Annotated in this window: 12 protein-coding genes; 4 read left to right on the plus strand and 8 right to left on the minus strand. The window is 55.1% G+C overall.

The genetic code is table 11. The features are described 5' to 3' along the window. Positions 1–22: 22 nt before the first annotated feature. On the plus strand, positions 23–1420 hold the full coding sequence (gene dcuC, locus AAC086_RS07710; RefSeq protein ID WP_339777283.1) for a C4-dicarboxylate transporter DcuC: 1398 nt from the start codon (positions 23–25) through the stop codon (positions 1418–1420). Between the two features lie 73 nt (positions 1421–1493). After that, positions 1494–2882, plus strand: coding sequence for a lyase family protein (locus AAC086_RS07715; RefSeq protein WP_339777286.1), 1389 nt, complete (start codon positions 1494–1496; stop codon positions 2880–2882). Between the two features lie 102 nt (positions 2883–2984). On the opposite strand, the gene AAC086_RS07720 is transcribed toward AAC086_RS07715, so the two are convergent. Beyond that, on the minus strand, positions 2985–3923 hold the full coding sequence (locus AAC086_RS07720; RefSeq protein ID WP_339777288.1) for a LysR family transcriptional regulator: 939 nt from the start codon (positions 3921–3923) through the stop codon (positions 2985–2987). A 451-nt stretch (positions 3924–4374) separates the two neighbouring features. On the opposite strand from AAC086_RS07720, the gene AAC086_RS07725 reads away from it, so the two are divergent. Continuing rightward, positions 4375–6072: a cache domain-containing protein gene (locus tag AAC086_RS07725; protein WP_339777289.1), complete on the plus strand. Its 1698-nt coding sequence runs from the start codon at positions 4375–4377 to the stop codon at positions 6070–6072. A gap of 518 nt (positions 6073–6590) precedes the next feature. After that, positions 6591–8276, plus strand: coding sequence for a cache domain-containing protein (locus tag AAC086_RS07730; RefSeq protein ID WP_339777292.1), 1686 nt, complete (start codon positions 6591–6593; stop codon positions 8274–8276). Positions 8277–8365: 89 nt separating this feature from the next. On the opposite strand, the gene AAC086_RS07735 is transcribed toward AAC086_RS07730, so the two are convergent. From AAC086_RS07735 to tsaE, 7 genes are all read right to left on the minus strand, one after another. After that, positions 8366–9052, minus strand: coding sequence for a dienelactone hydrolase family protein (locus AAC086_RS07735; RefSeq protein WP_339777294.1), 687 nt, complete (start codon positions 9050–9052; stop codon positions 8366–8368). Positions 9053–9135: 83 nt separating this feature from the next. Next, on the minus strand, positions 9136–9456 hold the full coding sequence (gene trxA / locus AAC086_RS07740) for a thioredoxin TrxA (RefSeq protein WP_339777297.1): 321 nt from the start codon (positions 9454–9456) through the stop codon (positions 9136–9138). Positions 9457–9558: 102 nt separating this feature from the next. Then, on the minus strand, positions 9559–13101 hold the full coding sequence (gene addA / locus AAC086_RS07745) for a double-strand break repair helicase AddA (RefSeq protein WP_339777299.1): 3543 nt from the start codon (positions 13099–13101) through the stop codon (positions 9559–9561). Continuing rightward, entirely contained in the window at positions 13098–16340 is a 3243-nt protein-coding gene (addB, locus tag AAC086_RS07750) for a double-strand break repair protein AddB (protein WP_339777302.1), read from the minus strand. The genes addA and addB overlap by 4 nt, the downstream gene beginning before the upstream one ends. 206 nt (positions 16341–16546) lie before the next feature. Further along, a complete protein-coding gene (locus AAC086_RS07755; RefSeq protein ID WP_339777304.1) occupies positions 16547–17281 on the minus strand; it encodes a nucleotidyltransferase family protein in 735 nt (244 codons plus the stop codon). Next, the gene (locus AAC086_RS07760) at positions 17268–18431 is read right to left on the minus strand and encodes a phosphotransferase (RefSeq protein ID WP_339777306.1); all 1164 of its coding nucleotides are present in this window, start codon (positions 18429–18431) and stop codon (positions 17268–17270) included. Before AAC086_RS07760 ends, AAC086_RS07755 begins: the two co-directional genes overlap by 14 nt. Beyond that, positions 18428–18904 carry a tRNA (adenosine(37)-N6)-threonylcarbamoyltransferase complex ATPase subunit type 1 TsaE gene (tsaE, locus tag AAC086_RS07765; RefSeq protein ID WP_339777309.1) on the minus strand — a complete coding sequence of 159 codons (477 nt, stop codon included), beginning with the start codon at positions 18902–18904 and terminating at the stop codon, positions 18428–18430. Before tsaE ends, AAC086_RS07760 begins: the two co-directional genes overlap by 4 nt. Between the last annotated feature and the right edge of the window lie 180 nt (positions 18905–19084).

A 19084-nucleotide genomic window follows, 5' to 3' on the forward strand; every position in this document is an offset into this window, starting at 1 on the left:
CGTACGACTGGGAGGAAACAAAATGATAGAATTAATGATTGCGATTGTGGTCAGCGTGGTTGCTGCCACCTTAATCGTCAAAAAATACCAACCCCACACTGTATTGCTGCTGGCCGGTTTGACGCTGTTTGCCGTTACCGCCATTTTTTACCCGACACATGACATTGTTTTCAAAAAAGACGATCCCACCGGCTGGGCCGGGTTCGATATTTTTGAACATATTCATGCCATCATGTCCTATCGTCTGGCGGGCCTTGGCCTGATCATTATGGCCGCTGGCGGCTTTGCCAAATATATGGACCATATTGGCGCAACACAGGCGATGGTTAACATTACCACCCGCCCGCTGGCCCGGATTGGCGCGCCTTACGTTGTGCTCGCAATCGGCTATGCCGTCGGTCAGGTGCTTAACATCTTCATCCCCAGTGCCGCTGGCCTTGCCATGCTGTTGCTGGTTACCCTGTATCCGACACTGGTGAAACTCGGTGTCAGCCGTGCTGCTGCCGCCGCCATGATCGGCACCACATCGGTTCTCGACCTTGGCCCGGCATCGGGCACCGCCAACCTTGCCGCCCACACCGCCAATATTGATGTGGCCATTTTCTTTGCCCAATATCAAATTCCGGTTGCCGCCTGCATTATCCCGGTGATCTGCATCCTGACCTATGTCAGTGCCAAATATTTTGACCGCCGCGATAATCACGAAGTTGTCGTGCCCCATCACGGCGAGGTCATGGCGGGTATGGCCCCTGTCGGCGATGATGCCCCGCACGCGCCAGGTTTTTATGCCCTGCTGCCAATCCTGCCTTTAACCCTGATCCTGATTTTCAGCAAATTGCTGATCCATCAGATTGAACTGGGTGTGGTTACCGCCATGATCATTGGCGCGCTGATCGGCCTGTTCTGCGAGATGTTTCGCAATCGTCACAAAATGGCCGATGTTTTGAACGGTTTCATGGTGTTTTTCCGGGGCATGGGTAACATGTTCTCGACCATCATTTCCCTGATCATTTGCGCCGAATTTTTTGCCGCGGGTCTTAAAGCCATAGGCGCCATCGATTTCATGATCGCCAGTGCGCAAAATGCCGGTTTTGGCATTCTCGGCATGATGCTGATTGCCTGTGCGCTGGTTGCCATTACCGCCATCATGACCGGATCGGGCAATGCGGCGTTCTTCTCGTTTGCCAGTCTGGCACCAAACATCACCGCAGGTACTGCTACCGGTGCCGTCAGCCTGCTGTTACCGCTTCAGTTTACCGCTGGCATCGCCCGGTCGCTGTCACCGGTATCGGGTGTCATCATTGCGGTGGCCGAGGTCGCCGAATGCTCGCCAATCGACATTGTCAAACGAACGGCCATACCGCTGATTGGTGGGCTGGTCATGCTGTTTGTCTATAACCTGCTGTTTGTGGTGGGGTAACCCCCACCCCGATCAACCTGAACTGCCAATGCGCCCGCCCTGCCCTGACGCCGCAACACAAGAGACGATGATAATGAACACGCATCCCCTGCCTGTCTCGACTGATAATCTGTTTACATCCAATGCCACCTGGCAAAGCTGGCTGGATGTCGAGGGCGCATTGGCAATCGCCCAGGCCGAATTGGGCATGATCCCCCAATCGGCCTGTGACGAAATCATCAAACATACCGATCTGGCCCAATTTGATGTTAAGGCCCTGCAAAACGACATTACCGCCAGCATGTCGCCGATCATGTCGACCGTGCGCGCGCTGGCGGCAAAATGTGCGGGCGATGCCGGGGGCTATGTTCATTGGGGGGCGACCACCCAAAACATCATCATTGCCGGTAAAACCCTGCAATTGCGCAAATCGCACCGTTTTATGCTGGCCCGCATGGCAAATGCGCTGGCGAAAATGGCCGATATGGCCGACCAGACGGCCGACTGGCTCACCGTGGCACGCACCAATCGCCGTCAGGCCCTGCCAATTACCTTTGGCTATAAAATGGCAGGCTGGATTGACGAATTTCAACGCTGTGCCGACCGGCTGATCGGCACCGAACCGCGCACCTTCATGCTGGTTTTTGGCGGAGCTGCCGGGGCCATGCACAGCTATGGCGATGTCGGTCAAAAACTGGCCGATACGATGGCGAAACATTTGGGTTTAACCGTCTCCACCGTACATTCGCGCGCCACCAATGACGGGTTTGCCGAATATGTTGCCATGCTGGGCATGTTTGCTGTCGCCTGCGAACGCATGGGCACCGAACTTTATACCCTGATGTCAAACGAAGTGGACGAAATCAGCGAAATTCAGGCCACCGATGTGGTTGGAAGCTCGACCATGCCCCATAAATTCAATCCCAAATATGTGGTCAGCCTGCTTACCACGGCCACCAGATTGCGCAATCTGGTTGGTCCGACAATGGAAGCCTGCCGCCCCAGCCACGAAGGCGACGCAGCGTATAATTTCCGGCTCTACGAACTGATTGATGAAGCAGGCACGCTATCCTACAAGGTGGCGACACAGCTTGAAACATTGCTCGACCATCTGAAAATCAACCAGGACCGCATGTATGAAAACCTGATGCGCGATCCTGCCCCGCTGGTGTCAGAAAAAATCATGATGCAACTGGCCAACACAATTGGTCGCCAAACCGCCCATGATCTGGTGCATCACGCCATTGTCGATTGCCGCGATACCGGCATTTCCTTTGCCGATGCGCTGTACAAACACGATGATGTCCGCACCTGTTATGCCAGCCGCGATGCGCTCGACACCGCCCTTGATCCACGTCATTACACCGGGCGCAGTGCTGACATTGCCCGCGATACTGCGGCGAGCGCACGCACGCATGTTACACATATCCGTCAGCATATTGCGCAGGCTTTGCTGGTGCAGAACCCAAACGGCCCGGCCTGAAACAGGACCGGGCCATTTTATGCAGGGTGCTGTCAGAACCGCCTGAAAATAAAAGATATTTGCCTCATGGCAGGCATATGCGCCGGTTAAAGCACTTTTCCTTTAATCTGGCAATAACAACCGCACATGGGCCCCGTATGCCGCATCATCGGCGCAACGACGGGCTATTTGCTGGCGTAACAGGGCGACAAACCGCATCGCCACGGGGTTTTGCCCGGCAGGCGGGAAAACGCAGGCATAAGGCAGCCAAAATTCAGGCCCGACCGGGCGCAAGGTGGTTTTGGATGGATCAATAAAAACACTGCTGATGCCGTCCATCAAACCCAGGCCATAACCGCTTTCAACAAATTTGGGCACCAGCAAACTGGACCCGATTTCAAGGCTGATGCGCGGCACCTTGCCGATCGCATCAAACAGATGATCCAGCCTTTGCCGCCAGATCTGGTTGGATCGCAACGAAACAAAAGGCTCATCCACCAGGGCCTCGACCGGCACACACGCAAGGGCGGCCAATGGATGATCAACGGGCAGCAACACCTGTGTTCGCGCTTCAAGCACCGGTTCAATCGCCAGTTCGACCACCGATGTTTTAATGGGCAACGACAGCAGGCCCAGATTATAACGCCGCGACCCGACCTGATTTTCGACATCAGAACGCGTGCCGATATCAATTTTGCATTTCAAATTGGCATGTTCGGCATTTAGCAAATCGATCACGGGCGGTAGCAAGGATGCCCCGATCGGGCCAACGGTAATAATGCGCAGGGTATCAACCGCCTTTTCGCGAATTTCGCGCGCAATCGCCGGAATTTCCTCGACCCCGTTCAGAATATGTTCGGCCTCGTGGAAAAAACGCTCCCCTTCACGGGTTAAGACCAGCCGCTGGTTGGTGCGTTCAAACAGGGGCAGCTTCAATTCACTTTCCAGCCCGGCCAGCATCCGGCTGGCAGCAGACTGGCTTAAATTTGCCGCCAGTGCCGCGCCTGAAAGGGTGCCGTGTAAAACCGTCAGTCGAAACAGCCGCAGCGCCTTAAGATTCATATCTGCCCCAATTCTGTCGACGCTCCCGCCAGATTTAATCCCATATCCCGCACAGCAACTTTGCGCGCTCCCCTGAAGGTAACGTTTAACATCCAGACAACACCAAAATGCAACTTCCAGTAAAATAAAACATCTTCAAATATTCAAAAACACTAAAATATCACCATCAAAGGTTTTTTTTCACAGATAAAAACCCCAATCCAAGGTTAGCAAAACAACGCGTTACGTGATTTTTTTGTTGCGGGTCATTGTTATTTGCTGACCACTACAATAATTCATGCTTCTCTTAAAAGATGAATCTAAAACGCTGGAAAGAAAAAATAATACAGAAAAATAACAACCGTTAAGCACGTCAATAACAAGGCATCAACTTAAAAGTGAATGACAAAAAACGGTCATATTATTTCCACTGTACAGTATGCTGCAACAACAATAACTCTTGGGGTCATAGATGATAAACCTATCCGACTGTACAATATCGGTAAAATTGCGACTTTTATTGGGGGTCGTCGCGATTGCATTGCTGTCCCTGACGGCTTACGATCTTTTCACTCTGCGCGGAAGTCTGGTTGACGAACGCAAGCAAAGTATAAAGAACGTTGTTGAATTGACAAAATCCACCGTCAGTCATTTTGGCAAACTGGCACAAGACGGCACTCTGAGCGTGGAAGATGCCCGGAAACAGGCGCTGGCCGCGATCCAAAACATGCGGTTTGATGACAATAACTATATATTTGTTCTCGATCGCACAGCCAAAATCCTCATGCACCCGATCAAACCGGCGCTGAACGGCCAGGATGGCGCAAACATTACCGATGCCAACGGCGTAAAGATTTTTGCCGATCTGGCCAAAATCACCACCGCAACCAACGGCGGGTATCTTGCCTATGTCTGGCCCAAACCCGGCCAGAAATCATCTGCACAAAAAATATCATATGGCACCATGTACAAACCCTGGGGCTGGGTTCTTGGTGCGGGGACCTACACCGATGACATTGACGACACCTTCTGGCAGCGTGCGATCAGCGATATTGTCGTTGCCGCAATCATTATTGCCATTGTCGGATTGATTGGTGCCGCAATCACGCGTTCCACGGCCACCCCGCTGATCCGCATCACAGGGGCAATCAATAGCCTTGCAAAGGGGGATAACAATGTCGAAGTTGATATTCCCGACGCCGAAGACCGCCGCGACGAAATTGGTGACCTGGCACGATCCCTTGAAGTCTTCCGGTCAAACCGAAAGCGCAATGAAGCCGAGCGTGCCGAACATGACCGCGAACAACACATACGCATCGAACGGGCCAAACGGGTTGAACAACTGATTGTCCAGTTTGAAGGCGACGTTACCCATAATCTGGAGGGGGTTAATGATGCGGTGCGCATGTTGCATGGTACAGCCGGTGAAATGACCCGCCAGTCATCGCACACCACCGATCAGGCCACCGCCGTTGCCGCCGCCACCGATCAGGCGGCCCGCAATGTCGATACTGTCGCCGCCGCCGCCGAACAGCTTGCGGCCTCGATTGATGAAATCACCCAGCAGGTTAATCGCAGTTCTGATATTGCCCGAACCGGATCGCAAGAAGCACAAGACGCCACCACCATTTTTGCGGCCCTTGGCAACGCATCGGAAAAAATCGGTGAAGTTGTTCAGCTTATTCAATCTATTGCTGAACAAACCAACCTTTTGGCCCTGAACGCCACCATTGAAGCCGCACGTGCAGGCGAAGCGGGCAAAGGCTTTGCTGTGGTTGCCGCCGAGGTTAAGAACCTGGCCAATCAAACGACCCGCGCCACCCAGGATATTGCCGTGCAAATCAGCGATATTCAGGGGTCCACCCAAAATGCGCTGGGCGCAATCACCCATTTGTCCCGGCGGATGAATGAACTAAACGAAGTTGCCGCCGGTATTGCCGCGGCGGTTTCCGAACAGGATGCCGCAACCGGCGAAATCGCCCGCAATGTGGGCGAAGCCGCCCAAGGCACCAAGGAAGTTTCAGCCAATGTGGCAGGGCTGCGTCAGTCTGCCGAAAGCGAGCGCGTCGCCTCAAACGACGTTTTGAAATCGGCACAGGGACTGGATCAAAAATCCCGTTCCCTGATGAAGCAGTTCCAGGGTTTCCTGACAGATATTCGCAACGCCTGACAACGAGCGAACCAGGTATTAACACGTCATTCGAACCAAAGGCAGGGAGGGTTTCCCTGCCTTTTTTGTCTTTCTGCGTGGTTGCAAGAATACGACTCGCCACGTCTCTGACGTTTATCGCCCAAAATTTCCCGCGTCAAACGTCACTTAACAAGATATCCCCGTCAATATCACGAGGTACCGCCGACAAAACAAGCCAGGACCAACAAAAAAACAACCTCAAGGTTAAAATCGAAGAAAATATTTGATTTTTGAATTAGTATAAAAGTTAACCGAAGCCAATAATCGACAGTAATATGAAGTTTTTCTTATGTAAAAGAATGCGATCAACCCCTTCACTGCGGCCAAAAATTGTAAGTTCTATCGCCGTCACTTGGTATCAGATCAATTCCTGCTCTTAAGAATGGCTGTATATACTTGCCACTATAGGGTGAATAGCGGTTGTTTTAGCTTTTCACAGCCGTAGGCATTAATCCGTTTCCGGTGAGATAAAACGTCAAGCATTCAGGTTTTCAAACATGACACTTTCCAATTTCTCAATTGCTGCAAAACTCCGCCTGTTAATGGTGCTTGTTGCCATTGCACTGTGTATTCCAACAATTTTCGATCTGTTTACCCTGCGTACGACCCTGATTGACGACCGCAAGGATAATATCCGCCAGATCGTTGATATGGCCGAATCCAGTATTGCCCGTTTGGCTGACATGGCAAAAGCCGGTGATATCAGCGAACAGGATGCCCAAAAGCAGGCCCTCGAAACAGTTTCAAAGCTGCGCTATGACGGCGACAATTATGTTTTTGTGCTCGATGCCAAAGGCACCATTATCATGCATCCGGTGACACAATCGCTGATTGGCAAAAGTGCCGCGCAAATAAAAGATGTCAACGGCACCGCCGTCCTGAGCCATCTGATCACCGCAGCAAAAACCAGCGATGGCGGCTTTGTTGATTATGTCTGGGCAAAACCCGACAATAGCGGCACCGCGCCGAAACTGTCCTATGCCCGCAAATTTGCCCCTTGGGGCTGGGTTTTAACAACCGGCATTTATATTGATGATGTCGATACCATTTTCTGGCAACGCGCCACTGCCGATCTCACTTTTGCCACCATTTTGCTGATCATCCTGGGTGTGATCGGGCTGTCGATCGGCCGGTCGATCACCAAGCCGCTGGGTGAAATCACCGATGCGCTGACCGCCCTGGTAGCGGGCAAAACAGATGCCGAAATTCACCACGCCGATCGCGAAGATGAAATTGGCAGCCTGTCACGCGCCTTTATCGTATTCCGCGAAAACCGCAAGGAAACCGACCGCCTTCAGGCCGAACAGGCCCGGGTACAACAAGAACATATCGACCGTGCCGACCGGATCGAAAACCTGATCCACAGTTTTGAGAACGAAGTTGAAGGCAACCTGACCGTGGTGAATGCAGCCGTAACCCAGTTGCGTAGCACCGCTGGAGATATGAGCACCCAGTCCTCGCATACCACCGAACAGGCCACCGCCGTTGCCGCCGCCACCGAACAGGCTGCCAACAATGTTGATACCGTGGCCTCTGCCGCCGAACAGCTGGCCGCCGCAATTGACGAAATCACCTTGCAGGTCAGCCGCAGTTCGCAAATTGCCCAGGCTGGTTCCGACGAAGCCGACGAAGCCAGCGGCCTGTTTAGCGCCCTTGGCACCGCATCTGACAAAATCGGCGAAGTGGTTGAGCTGATCCGCTCGATTGCCGAGCAGACCAACCTTCTGGCCCTTAACGCCACCATCGAAGCCGCCCGTGCCGGCGATGCCGGTAAAGGTTTTGCTGTGGTGGCCGCCGAGGTTAAAAACCTCGCCAATCAAACCACCCGGGCGACCGAAGAAATTGCCGGGCAGATTGGCGATATTCAGGGGTCAACGCAAAACGCCCTTGGCGCGATTCAGCATCTGGCAACCCGCATGAAGGAACTTAACGAAGTTGCCGCAGGCATTGCGGCTGCCGTGGCCGAACAGGACGCTGCCACCGGCGAAATTGCCCGCAATGTTGCCGAAGCAGCCACCGGCACCAAGGAAGTTTCGCGAAATGTTGACGGGCTGCGCGCCTCTGCCGAAGATGAACGCAACGCATCTAGCGAAGTTTTGCATACCGCCCGCGACCTTAGCGACAAATCCCACGCATTGCTGTCGCAAATTCACGACTTCCTGCGTGATATTCGCGCGGCATAAACCGTAAGACACACCAATTCGACACCAAATGACAACGGGCAGGCTGAAATCATCAGCCTGCCCGTTGTCATTTTAAAGCACGGCAAAAATCAGATAATAACAGCACCGCAGGCGTCAAATAACGCAGCGGCACGGGCACGGGCCAGTTTGGCATCTGCCACGTCCGAATCCGGTCGGCCATCATTGTTAAAGCCATGGCCGGAATTTTCATAAATATAGACCGGCACTTCGGGATGCGCTTTTTTGATCGTGGCCGACACTTCGTCAGCCGGGATATGGGCGTCCTTGCGGCCAAAATTGCACATAACCGGACATTTTAACGCCAGATCGGCAATCGCGGCGACGCCGCCCCCATAATAGCTGACAACAGCAGACAGATCGCCAATTTGCGATGCGGCGCGCCACGCAACGGTCCCGCCATAACAATAGCCGATCAAAAAGACCGGTCCGTTTTGTTTCAGGGCATCCACACAGGCCTGCACATCGGATACCGGGTTTTCAATACCGTTATCACCGGCATATTTCAGGCCGGTTTCAAAACCGCTGGCATCATGATCGGCCACAAAGCCACGTTCCTGGCGATCAAACATCGATGGCACAATCACTTCATAGCCTTCGGTGACCCAGCGTTGCGCATCTTCGATGATGTAACGATCCAGGCCGAAAATTTCCTGTATCAGCACCAACCCGCCTTTGCGCAGGCCGGTCGGCACCCCATGCCACGCATCAAAGTCAAATCCGTCTATCGCCGATGTCAGTTTCATTATTTCAGTCACGTCTTGATCTCCTGCTATCAGACCCAAAAGAAAAGGCGGGCCACATGGCTCCGCCTTTTTCAATATAAGTCCCGTCACGCCACTTAAATCGACTGGTTGATCCAGTCAACCAGCGCGCTTTTCGGCATGGCGCCAACCTTGATCGCAGACACTTCGCCGCCCTTGAAAATCATCAAGGTCGGAATACCGCGAACGCCGTATTTGGCTGGCGTATTCGGGTTTTCGTCGATATTGACCTTGGCAATGGTCAGTTTCGTGCCAAGTTCGCCAGCGATTTCATCAAGATACGGCGCAATCTGTTTGCAGGGACCGCACCATTCCGCCCAGAAATCGACCAGAACCGGCGCGTCTGCGCCAATAACGTCAGAGTCAAATGACGTATCGGATACTTTAATCGTTGTCATTCTGTCAGATCCTAGTTGTTACGAGGTCAAACACCCAAGCGGGCAACCTCGATCCGCTTATGGAAGCAAAGGTAGGCAGGCAAAGCCCAAAGGTCAAGCGCGTTACAGTCGCATCAAACTTTCGGGCAGTTCTACCATCCATGGGCCGTTGGTCCATAGAATATGACAGCGAATGGTTTTATCGGGATACATCTGGGTCAATGCATCGCGATAAATTGCCATTTGCCGCCGGTATGTCATGGGTGTTTGGGCAACGTCACGCGGGGGCGGACGGTTGGTTTTATAATCAACAATCATGACCTCATCACGTGTAATCACCAACCGGTCGATCTGGGCGGAAACCACATCGCCACCAACAATGCCCACAAGGGGTACCTCGGCGCGCGATGCGGGGCCAAATATCGGCGCAAAATCGGGGTTATCAAAAATCGCCAGTGTTTCATTGGCAATTTCAAACTGCTGGTCGGGCTCCAACCCATGGACCGGCTGGCCTAAAAACCGTTCAGCGGCATCAAACCGGCGATCACGTGACAGGTCGGGCAGCAGTTCCAACAATTTATGGATCAAAATCCCGCGTTTGAAACTTTGCCCCTGATCCCCGCCCAAGGGCGATTGCACCGATGGTTCATCTTCCAGCGGGCGACTAGGTGCCAGGGGGCGCGGCGGAAACACCTCTTCGGGGGCCACCGCCCGGATCAGTTTTCGCATACCCCCATCATCTTTTAGAGCATCCGCCCCATCAGCGGCCATCCCGGAAACACCCTTGTCCAGCTTGGGTTCCACAACCTGTTTCGTTTCCCAAACAAAGCCCTTTCCCTGCCAGCCAGACGGCGAAAGCGTGCCAAAATCCATGTCATCGGGCGATGCAAGTTCGCGCAGCGCCGCTTCACACAAATTATACCAGCAATGTTCGGGCGGGGTTTTCTGCCCCTGCCAGCCACAAATATAAAGCCGGTCTTCGGCCCGGGTCAGGGCGACATATAAAAGCCGGTTATATTCCTGATCGCGTTTCAAGGCGATGTCATCACGCAACAGCTTTACCCGGTCATTTTCGAGCGCCACACGGGGCAACCAGAACATCAACTGGTCTTTATCCTGCCAAAACAGATTCGGGGCCTGGGTTGGCACCTGCAGGGTATCGGGCAAAAACACAATCGGGGCCTGAAGGCCCTTGGCCCCATGCACCGTCATGATCCGCACTTCATCGCGACCACTTTGTTCAAGGTCACGTTTAATCTCGGCATCCCCTGCCATCAACCAGTGCAAAAATCCTTGCAGAGTCGGGGCATGTTCGGTCTCGTAATTCATCGCCAGGTTCAAAAATTCGTCTATCGGGTCATTGGCTTCAATGCCCAACCGGCCCACAAGGCGGGCGCGCACCCCGCGTGCCCCCTCGCCGCGCCCGCCCAGCAATTCGCCATACAGCTCAAACGGGCGTTCATAATCCACCCTGCCCAGCCAACGCGCCAAAAAGCCATAGGCCCGCGCAAATACCGGGTCATCCCCGGCCCGTTCGCGCAGCGCATGCCACAATGTCCGCTTGCGGTTATGGGCCAAATGAAACAACTGATCTTCGCTAAAACCAATGATCGGGCTTTTCAGCAAGGTTGCCAAATTCAAATCATCATCGGTCATCAGCAAAAACCGGCCAAAGGCGATCAGGTCCATCACGGCCAGCTGTTCGGTAATTTCCATGCGGTCCACACCGGCCACCGGCACGTTGCGTTCCTTAAGCGCCTTGACCACCTCGTCGACAAAGGCGGTGCGACGGCGCACCAAAATCATAAAATCACCAGCCCGCACCGGTCGCCCGCGCGACGGCAAAACTTCACCTCTATCGATTGCATGGCGAATATGCCCGGCAATGACGCGCGCCAGCCTTATTTCCGGGTCATCAAGGCGCACAATTTTAGTCGGCGGGGTCCAGGGTTCTTGCTCTTCACGCGCCAGCGGGGCCACCGGTGGCCATAATTCGATGCGCCCGGCATGGCCCTGACGAAAAGCCTGGTGGGCAACATCGCGGCCTTCATCGCCCACACCCTGGCGGGCAATTGGCCCGGCAAACACCTTGTCCACCACGCCCAAAACCGCATCGGTCGAGCGAAACGATATGTTCATCGGCACTTCGCGCCATTCGGCTTCAATCTCGGCGGCACGCCGGGCAAAATGGCGACGCATTTCGGCGAACTTTTCCGGATCGGCACGCTGAAAACTGTAAATCGATTGTTTCGCATCCCCAACGGCAAAGATGGTGCGGGGTTTATCTTCGTGCTGGCTGGCATCGTTGAAAAATTCTTCGGCCAGAATTTGCACAACCTTCCATTGGTCCGGGTTGGTATCCTGGGCTTCGTCAATCAGGATATGTTCCAGCCCTTCGTCGAGTTTAAACAACACCCATCCGGCCATACCGGCCTGTTGTTCCAAAAGGCGCACGCTGTTTAAAATCAGGTCGTCATAATCCAGCCACGCATGGAGCGCCTTTTTGCGGGCATAGCGCGCCAGCATGGCTTCGCCCATGCAAATCAGGGCGGTTGTCGATTCCGCCAGCATCGCTGCCTTGCGGTTTTTCTCAAGTTCCACCAGCCGCGCACATTCCTGTTCCAGCGCATCGGCCCCGGCGGGGTGATTTTCGCCCGCTTTTTTGGTAATCAGCTTTGCGCGCGGCGCGCCGGTGGAGACGGTAAAAAACACACTGCGATAATCGCTAAAAACCGCGATACGGGCATCAATATCGGTTTTTTCCAAAAACTGCGCCAGGGCGGGCACGCGGTCCTTATCGGTTTTTGTCCCGGCCTCCAGGGCGGCCAGCGCCATCATCAACCCGTCGCGATCAAACGCCCCGTCGGACAGGGCGGCCCGCAACATCATATCGGCCGTTTGCCCCGGTGCCACGCCCAACGATTTATAAACCGCATCACACATGCGATCACGGCCATGATGAAAATCCAGCATCCGTTTTAACCGGCCCCGTTCACGGGCCAGATCGCGCATCACATCGCCAAAGGCCCCTTCGCGAACCTGCCCTGTCACCACCGAAAGCGCATCGGTCAGGATCGGGTCCTGTCCGCTACGTGCATAGGCCAGCACTTCTTCCTGCGTATCGGCCATCGTTTCGGCTGCGGTACGGTCATCCATAATTTCAAAATGCGGGGCCAGCCCGGCTTCCAACGGAAACCGGCGCAACAAGGATTGGCAAAAGGCATGAATGGTTTGAATTTTCATCCCGCCTGGCGCGTCAAGCACACTGGCAAACAAACGGCGCGCGCGGCGCGTTTCATCCGCACCCGGTGCCGTCCCGGCCAGTTCGGCCAGATCGCGCTGTAAATCGGCATCATCCATCGTTGCCCAGCGGCCCAGCCGTTCATTCACCCGGTTGGCCATTTCGGCGGCGGCGGCCTTGGTAAAGGTCAGGCACAATATGCGGTGCGGTTCGGTGCCCGATAACATCTGGCGCAAGACCCGGTCCGACAGCACCTTGGTTTTACCCGCCCCGGCCGATGCCGACACCCACACCGATGCCATCGGGTCCGATGCCATACGCTGCAACACATTGGGGTCATCCCCGCCGCCATCCCGCCCGGTTAACGGCACAGGCGGGCGATTATCCGCAACATGCATTCTGGCATCCTCAACAGAATTGCTCATTTCTCGTCTCCGGCGGTGATGGCTGCCAAGGCAGGTTCCCCATCACCCGTTTCTTCGCTGCCCATCCATTCGCGCGCCCGCGACAAATGCACATAGTCGGAATATTTCGGAGCGTTATCGGGGTGGGGCACGCTTAAATACGGGGTTTGCGGGTCGGCAAAGGCCGTGGCAAGGGCGGCCACCCCGGCAACCGCATCGCGCGCAAGATCATGCGGCGTGGTTTTCATCCGTGCGGTATCAATTTCGCGAATTTCCCCTGCCGGGTCCCCGCCAGATAGCTTCCAAAACGCATAGGATGCGGGCGGACCTTTATCCACGTCATTAAAGCCGCCCTGCTCTGCAATCGCCCCTTCCAGCGGCAATTGCGGGGCAAACCCGTTAATCACGTCCTTTGCGCTGGGTGGCACACCGGTTTTATAATCAATAATCGCAATGCCGCCATCGCGCAGCACATCCACCCGGTCGGCACGGGCGTAAACCTCGAACCCCGATCCTAAAACAAGGCTGCCGCTGCGTTCGGTATAGGATGCACGCAAATAATCGCGCCGCCCGGCTTCGGTTTGCACAAACCATTTGGCAATGCGCCCAAACCGGGGCCACCAGAACGCCCATAACCCGGGACGGGCTTTTAGCGGGGCAAAAACCTCTTCGCCAATCGCCATCAGCCGGGCTTCAGAATCGGCGGGTAAATAGTCATGATACTGGCTGATAAACCGGTCCAGCGCCTCGTGAATGTAATTGCCATAATCGGCCGCACCGGGGTCCAGGTCGATATCGTCCAGACTTTGCAATTTTAAAATATGGCGGGCATAAATCGCATAAGGGTCACGCATCCATGTTTCAATTTGCGTGACCGACAGGCGGTTGGGCCGGGCCGCGACCGGCGGGGTCGGTGCCGGGCGACCCACACGCACGCGCATTTCTGCCGTGGGTTCATCCAGTTGATCGGCGAGGCGGCGCCACTGTGTGGCATCTGCCTTTTCCATCGCCACGCCAGACTTGCGCAGAAGGTTTTCAATCCGTAACAACCACCGCGACGGCACGGTTGGCGTGCCGCCCACGCGCAAGGCGCGGGTCATCACCACTTTTGGCGCGCAAAACAATTGCTGAAAATCGTGGGCGGACTGGCCAATGCGATGTTCGGGGGCGGGCAGGCCAAATTTAGCGCGCATCGGGCGGCTCATCCACGGGTCCGATCCGGCATCGGGCGGCCAGACGCCTTCGTTTAACCCGCCCAATATGGTTAAATCGGCCTGCTGCATCTGGGCTTCGACCGTGCCCCAAATAAACAAACGCGGATGTTTACCAAACCTTGGGCGCACCGCCCGTTCGGCCATCAAGGCATCTAAAAACGCGCCATAACGTGCGCCTTGCAGGGCATCAAAGCCCGGCAAGGCCTGCAACAATTCATAGACAAAATCGGCCAGGGCCTCGCCCGCATCGCCGCGCCACAAACGATCCGGTCCGCTTTGCTGGTCGCTGGCCGCCAATGTTTCGCAACACCGCACATGGGTGCGCAGCGCCTCGACCGGCAGCACGGTTTTATCTGCCATCAAATCAAGCAACGGCGACAAAGCCGCCGCAAGGGCTTCGACCAGGTGATGCAAACGTTGATGATCATCGCGAATACGTTCGATCCGCGGGGCTGCATTCACCGCATCGGCGCTGGTGATGCGGTGAATCGTTTCATCACGCCAGCCATCAATTGCATCGACCAAACCGGCCAATCCCGGCCCCGGGCGTGGGCCGCGCAAAATTTTCAATTCCAGCAGGCGGGTTTGGGTGCGAAACGTTTCGGGGGGTAAACCAGCCGCACATAACGGGTGTTTTAACAGTTCCAGCAACGGCACCGGGGCAAATTGTTCCTGCACTGTGCGTACCACCAGCCGCATGAAAATGGCCGGGGCCGTATCATGCAAGGGTACCCCGGCGGAATCATCAACATCAATTTCCCAGCGCCGCAATTCGGTTGCCACCCGGCGGGCCAACCCGCGATCGGGCGTGACCAGCGCACAGGTCTTGCCCGGGTCCTCCAGCGCGTCGCGCATCATCAGGGCAATGGTTGCCGCCTCTTCGCGCGCACCGGAACAATCCACCCGCAACACGCCATCGAGAACATCGGGCGCAAAATCATCAATATAGCGCCATTGATCGGTGGTTTGGGCCGGGCGCAATGCTTCGCGTGCCAGTCGCCGCCGTTCATAGCGTGCATTGCCCGACGTTACAGCGGTATGCAGGGGGGATGCGACGGGCGGCACAGAAACGCTGGCATCTTCATTGCCATCCTCAAACAAATCACGCATCGCAGGCGCAATTGCCGATTTTTGAAAGGCGGCACCTTCCAACGGCACGCCAGCATTGCTGCCATCGTTGCCCCCATCTTCTCCCCCCCAAGGCAAAACATCATCCGCCGTACGCTCAATCTGGTTTAACAACCGGGCAAGCAAATGTTGTGGATGGGCGGCATCCCCGTTAATCGCCAGCCAATCGCCTGCCGACAGGCCACTCATTAACCCCGGCAACACCACCCGCCCTTGTGGCAGGTTTAAAACCGCGCCAACCAACGTGCGCAATGCGGGGAACGGGGCCGTGGACCCGGCCACAATCACCGGATAGTCGGGCGGATTAACGGCCCATAGCTCAATTTGGGCCGCGATCATGGCGTTGCGCCGGGCGGCACGGTCGCTCACCCCTTGGTCGGCCAAAATATTGGGCCAAAATGTGGTCAGGATTTGCAAAAATTCCAGCGTTAATTGCCAGTGTTGGGCAAATTCGGTCGGCACCAAACCTTCAAGGTCATCAAATTTGCAATTTTCGGTTTGCACCTGGTCTAAAAAGCGGGCCAGTTCCCCTGCCAGCCGTGCCGCCTGGTCGGCCGTTGGTTTTTCACCTTTGTAATCGGCGCGCGACATGATCAACCGGGTCAGCAGCAATTTTCGTTGCAAATCCGGAATGGCAGGCGGTAAATCAAGCACCACATCCTGATCGGCGCGGCCAAACATTGCCAGTTCGTCTTCATCGGCCTCGCCTAACGGACGAATGGTGGGAAGCAGCGTGACCTTGCCCTGCGTCTGGCGCAAAAAGGCATCGCGCATCACCTTGCAAGACCGGCGATTGGGCACCAAAAGCAACGTATCGGACAAAATCACGCGCTGATCCACCGTTTCGCGCAATAATTGCTGTGCCAGCATATCGGCAAATGGGGCACCCGGCGGGATGTAAAACAGATTATCCGTCATTATTGTCCCTGTCTGAAAAAAACACGTCCGACGGGGAAAATCCGATGGTCCGTATTTATGTAGAAATAACGATGATACCGATCATGCAGAGTAGCGCGAATATAACCGGGATGGCACCCTGCCAATCATCGTTTTATACGCTGCGGACACACAACAAAAACCTGGCGCGCAGCACTGGGCCAGTTAAGCACCGCAATTACACTGTTTTACGACGCGGCAATCGCATCCTCGGCGTCGCGCAGGGCTTCGGGTGTGCCAATGTGAAACCAGCCGCCATCATGCACCAGCCCGTAACAGCGCCCCTTTGCCAAGGCCCGGTCGTAAATAATATTAAGCGAAAAATTGCCCGGCAAAATGTCCTCAAACAGTCGGGGGGTTAAAATTTGCACCCCGGTGAAAAAATATGGTGCACTGGCCGCATCGCCCCGGCGCTTTAACCGCCCATCGACCTGCCAAAAAAAGTCGCCTGCCCCGTCATAGCCAAACGCCCCCTGCACCGGGGCTATCGCCATCAGGCAATCCATATGGTCGGCATCAAATGCCTCGATCATGCGGGTAAAAAGCGGGTCTTTGCCTTCGGTCCAGAACATATCGGCATTGGCGACCAAAACCGCATTTTCATCGAGCATCGGCAGCGCATTTTGCACCCCGCCGCCGGTTTCCAGCAAATCGGCCTCTGGCGAACAAACAACCGACGGAAAATCGCGCTGTGCCACATGTTTCGCTATCATTTCGCCAAGGTAATGATAATTAACCACCACCCGGTCAAACCCGGCATCGCCCAACCGGTCCAAAACATGGTCCAACATTGGCTTGCCCGCCACCGTGATCAGGGGTTTGGGAATATGGTCGGTGATCGGGCGCATACGTTTGCCCAATCCTGCGGCCAGCACCATTGCCTGTGCCGGTTTTAAAACGGGATGCACATTATTGCTCATCATCGGGTCCATGTTCTGGTGTGGCCGGGGGAATGGCACGGGGAATGGCCGGGTCAACAATCGGATTAAAAGCGGGTTCGAACCGGGCCCTGGCGGGAATATGCCTTTCAACCCAGCTAGCGAGTTGCGGCAAATTTTCATCTGCCCCGCGCAGGATCAACTCCCAGCACCTTGGAATAAATTCCAGATACCGGGTTTTGGCACTTTCGCGGGCCAGCCAGCCAAACCGGCCTAAAATGCGAAAATTGCGCACCATGCCCGTGGCAATATAGGCGCGGTAAAATGCCGCCTCATCCATCGCCGGAAACGCCGCCAGATAGCGGTCCAGCATCGCACGTTCCAACCCCGCCCCGACATCATGGCGCACATCGCGCAACAATGACACCAGGTCATAGGGGCGCGGGGCAATGGCCGCATCCTGAAAATCGATAATTCCGCAATCAACCCCGCCATCATCGGTATCAACCAGCATCAAGTTATCAACATGATAATCGCGGTGAATAACGGTTTCGCCCGCCTGCCAGCACTGGGGTAAAATATCGTCTAAAAGGCGATTAAAATCCTGTGTCGCTTTTTGGCGCGCCGGGACGTCGGCCAAAACCAGTGGCAAATAATCGCGACAAAAACTGGCAAGCTGGCGGCGCAAATTTTCGGGCTGATAATGCACCAGTTCGGCCAGGTTGCGGTTCGCTGGGCTATCATCCAAAACGGCACGATCCACATGGCGATGCAAATCCACCAGGGCATCGGTTGCCCGGATATACAAACTGGCAGGGGCAATTTCGCCCATTTTCAGGGCCTTGGTAAAGGTCAGATCGCCAAAATCCTCGATAATCGCCAAACCCTGCTGCGTATCACTGGCAAAAATACCCGGCACCCGCCACCCCAACCCCGAAAACAACGCAGTCGTCTTAAGAACCGGCACAATCGAGGCGGGGCGTTCTGACGTATCGCTAAGACCATGCGGGTCAATCGACACGGCATCGGGGGCAAAATCCATCAGCAACGCGGTGTCATAACCCCGGCTTAATCGCCAATATTGGCGGGCCGATGCATCATCGACCAGTTTCTCACGCACGGCATCCTTCCAGCCATGCTGGCGCAAAAACCCCTCGATAAGGTGTCCGCGCGGCTCGTTTGCAAATGGGTTCATAATGCGTTTCCGGGCATCTGGCTTAACCGTTTTTGCCAGTCATCGCCGTGCGCCACCAGCTTAATCTGGCGGGCATCCGGGATCGATCCGGGTTCGATATAAATATCCAATCGGTTTTCCGGTGTCAGATATTCCAGCCGGTCGGGCCATTCAATCAGGCTGACGGCCTCGTTAAAGGCATCTTCGATGTCAAGTTCATGCACTTCTTCTGGGTCGGACAAACGGTACAAATCAAAATGCCATACCGGCAAGGGTTCCAGCTCATAGACCTGCACCAGGGTAAAGGTCGGACTGGGCACTTCTTCGTTCGGGTTATCAGCCAGGGCGCGAATATAGGCACGGCAAAAGGCACTTTTGCCCATGCCAAGGGTGCCGTGCATCAAGATCACATCACCGGCCTGCGCAATGGCGGCAAGGCGGGCGGCCAGCTTTTCGGTCCCGGCCTGATTTTTGATATCGACGATTTTTTCCATTGGTGCCAGTGCCCGTTCTCACAGTGATGTGACAAAATTTGTCGGTCTTTTCCCTGTTTTACGGGCAGAAAGGCCGATTTCGCAATGCTTTTGACAGCCGTTTTATTGTAACCTTGGCCGGTTAAAACCCCGTCAACGCAATACGGCCCAAGGCCGATAAAGGCGGATAACGTTGCGATA

Source organism: uncultured Thalassospira sp. (assembly GCF_963976115.1).
Classification (GTDB): Bacteria; Pseudomonadota; Alphaproteobacteria; order Rhodospirillales; family Thalassospiraceae; genus Thalassospira.